The organism is Kitasatospora sp. NPDC091257, assembly GCF_044757675.1.
GTDB lineage: Bacteria > Actinomycetota > Actinomycetes > Streptomycetales > Streptomycetaceae > Kitasatospora > Kitasatospora lactacystinica.
Genome location: NZ_JBIVVI010001031.1, coordinates 1 through 3,307 on the forward strand (window position 1 = coordinate 1; position 3,307 = coordinate 3,307).

General features: G+C 71.8%; 2 protein-coding genes. Both read left to right on the forward strand.

The window, feature by feature from the left end; genetic code table 11:
* The coding region (locus tag ACIQOV_RS33855; protein WP_401054614.1) for a nitrate- and nitrite sensing domain-containing protein at positions 1–3,158 on the forward strand (3,158 nt) is incomplete at its 5' end.
* A gap of 10 nt (positions 3,159–3,168) precedes the next feature.
* The coding region (locus ACIQOV_RS33860; RefSeq protein ID WP_329882915.1) for a roadblock/LC7 domain-containing protein at positions 3,169–3,307 on the forward strand (139 nt) is incomplete at its 3' end.

The following is a 3,307-nucleotide window of genomic DNA, read 5'->3' on the forward strand; positions in this document are numbered from 1 at the left end:
AGGGGGATCCGGCCGGATTCTCCGCGTTCACTCCCACCGAGGAACGCGCCCAGGGCCCCGCCCCGACCCCCGAGCCCCAGGCCGCGCCCACGGCGCCCCGCAACGGCGGTTCGTCGGGCGACGGCGGCGGCTCCAGCCGGTACGACTTCCTCCGCCCGCGCAACTGGCGCGTGCCGACCCGTCTGATCGCGATCCTGCTGATCCCCGTGATCATCAGTCTCGTCTTCGGCGGTCTGCGCGTGAACACCTCGGTCGACGGCTACATCAAGGCCTCCCGCGCCGAGAAGACCGCGGAGCTGGCCAAGACGGCGACCGAACTCGCCGAGGCGCTGGAGAACGAGCGCGACAAGACGCTCATACCCCTGCTCACCAAGCAGGACCCGAACAACGAGGTCACCAAGCGCCGCAACGACACCGACGCCGCGCTGAAGGCCTACAACGCCGCCTACGCCGCCTCGGACAAGTCCGGTGAGCTCCCCCGCCGCCACGAGGCCTTCCAGGCCCTGATCCTCGACCTGGCGCACCTGCGGGCCAACGCGTACAGCCCCGAGCTGTTCGCCAGCGCCACCGCGAGCGCCTACTCGGTGATGCTCGCTCCGCTGCTGGCCTACGACAACTCGGTCGGCATCGGCTCCGCCAACGCCACCAGCAAGGGCCGCGCGATCTACGCGATGTCGCTGGCCAAGGCCTCCGCCTCGACCCAGCGCGCGCTGATGCTCAACCTGCTGGTCGGCATCTCGCAGAACGCCACCACGCGGTACGAGAACCAGGACGTGATCCAGCAGATCCTGGTCTCGGAGAAGCTGGAGCAGGTCTCCCTCAACGAGTTCAACACCGGCAGCGCCCCCGAGGACGCCCGGAAGTACGCGGCCGCCCAGGTCGCCGTGGCCACCGCCCAGGAACGTTCGGCGTACAAGATGCCCAACGGCGCGGCGCCCACCATGCAGGGTCTGCTCCAGCTCGGCGCCGCCTACAGCCAGGCCGCCGCGGAGGGCCAGCTGAAGGGCAAGGCCGCCGCCGACGCCGCGTACGCCGAGGCGAGGAACGCCGGCCTGACCCCGGACAACTGGAACCAGGCCGCCAACACCCACATCCAGGCCCTGCGGAACACCGAGATCGCGCTGCTGGACGACGTCCTCGCCGAGTCCCGCGCCCTGAAGGACAACGCGCTCTACGACGCCATCCTCAACACGATCATCGTCGTCGCGGCGCTCATCCTGGCCGGTCTGCTCACCGGCTACGTGGCCCGCTCGATGATCCTCGGCATGCGCACCCTGCGCAGCGCCGCCCTGGAGATCGCCGACCACCGTCTGCCGGACCTGGTCGAGAAGCTCTCCAAGACCGACCCCGAGCGGGTCGACACCTCGGTGACCCCGATCCCGCTGCACGGCAAGGACGAGATCGGCGAGGTCGCCCGGGCGTTCGACCAGGTTCACCAGCAGGCGGTGGCGCTCGCCGCCGAGCAGGCCATGCTGCGAGGGAACGTCAACGCGATCTTCACCAACCTGTCGCGCCGCAGCCAGAGCCTGATCCAGCGCCAGCTGGCGCTGATCACCGACCTGGAGAACAACGAGGCCGACCCGGACCAGCTGGAGAACCTCTTCAAGCTGGACCACCTCGCGACCCGTATGCGCCGCAACGGTGAGAACCTCCTCGTCCTCGCGGGCGAGGAGGCCGGCCGCCGCTGGAACACCCCGGTCCCGCTGGTCGACGTGCTCCGCGCCGCCGCCTCCGAGGTGGAGCAGTACGAGCGCGTCGAGCTCTCCGGCATCCCGGAGGTCGACGTCGTCGGCGCCGCCGTGACCGACCTCGTCCACCTGCTCGCCGAGCTGCTGGAGAACGCCACCTCGTTCTCCAGCCCGCAGACCCGGGTCCTGGTCAACGCGACCCGCCTGCCGGACGGCCGGGTGCTGGTCGAGATCCACGACAAGGGCATCGGCCTCACCGCCGAGGACTTCGCGGAGATCAACGAGAAGCTGGCCGAGCCGCCCACGGTGGACGCCACCATCTCCCGCCGCATGGGCCTGTTCGTGGTCGGCCGGCTCTCCCAGCGGCACGACATCCGCGTCCAGCTCCGCCCGTCCGGCGAGTCCGCCGGCACCACCTCGCTGGTCATGCTCCCGCCGTTCGTCACCCAGTCGGGTGCGGCGCCGGAGCCGGACGAGCAGTTCACCGTCTCGCGGATCTTCGCCGAGCAGGAGCCGACCGCCCAGTGGGCGCCGGACGCCACGGCCCGCAGCGCCGCCGAGCTCGGCTTCGACGACCACCTCACCGGCATCGGCAGCGCCGGCTCCAGCGGGTTCAGCCCGGCCCTGGAGTCCGTCCAGCGCTCGCAGCGCCTCGACCAGGTCCGCCGCGCGGCCCTGGAGGGCGGCCCGCAGGCGCCGGTGGTGGACGCCGAGGTCGAGGAGGACTACCAGCAGGGCTACGACCAGTACGCCCCGCAGGGATACGAGCAGCAGCCCCAGCCCGACGACCGGTACGGCTACGACCAGGGCGGCTACCAGCAGGACGAGTACGCCGACCAGTACGGCCGGCAGGCCGAGGAGTCCCCGGCCGGTCACCCGTACGCCCCGGAGCCGCCCGCGCTGCCCGCCGCCGAGGCGCACACCACCCTGCCGTCCGGGCTGCCGCAGCGCCGCCCCGGCGAGCAGTTGGCGAGCGGTGGCCCCGCCGCCGCCCCGTCCGGCGCCGGCGCGTCCGGCGACGCCCCGAACTGGTTCGCCGGCGCCAAGGACACCTCGGCGTCCCCGACCCAGCGCGGCCACGACGTGTCCTCGCTCGGCGGATACGGCCCGACCGGCCCGACCGCCAGCACCGCCTGGCAGTCGCCGAACGACGGCGACTGGCAGCGGGCCGAGCAGCTGCGCGAGCCCAGCTCCAGCGGCACCACCGGTGCCGGTCTGCCGCGGCGCGTGCCCAAGCAGAACCTGGTGCCCGGCAACGCCAAGCCCACCCCGCAGGACGGGCCGCAGGTCTCCCGCAGCCCGGAGGAGGTCCGTGGCCGCCTCACCAACCTGCGCCGCGGTGTGGAGCAGGGCCGCAGCGCCGGTAACACCGGAAGCTTCCGGATCGACCCCGATCAGGTAGACCAGTCCGGCAACGGACAGAACCGGAGCACCGATCTCTTCGGCGGCTCGAACCACCAGGAGCGTTGAGTTGACTCAGATGAGCCAGGCCGCACAGAACCTGAACTGGCTGATCACCAATTTCGTGGACAACACCCCCGGGGTGTCCCACACCGTGGTGGTCTCCGCGGACGGCCTCCTGCTGTGCATGTCCGAGGGCTTCCCGCGCGACCGTGCCG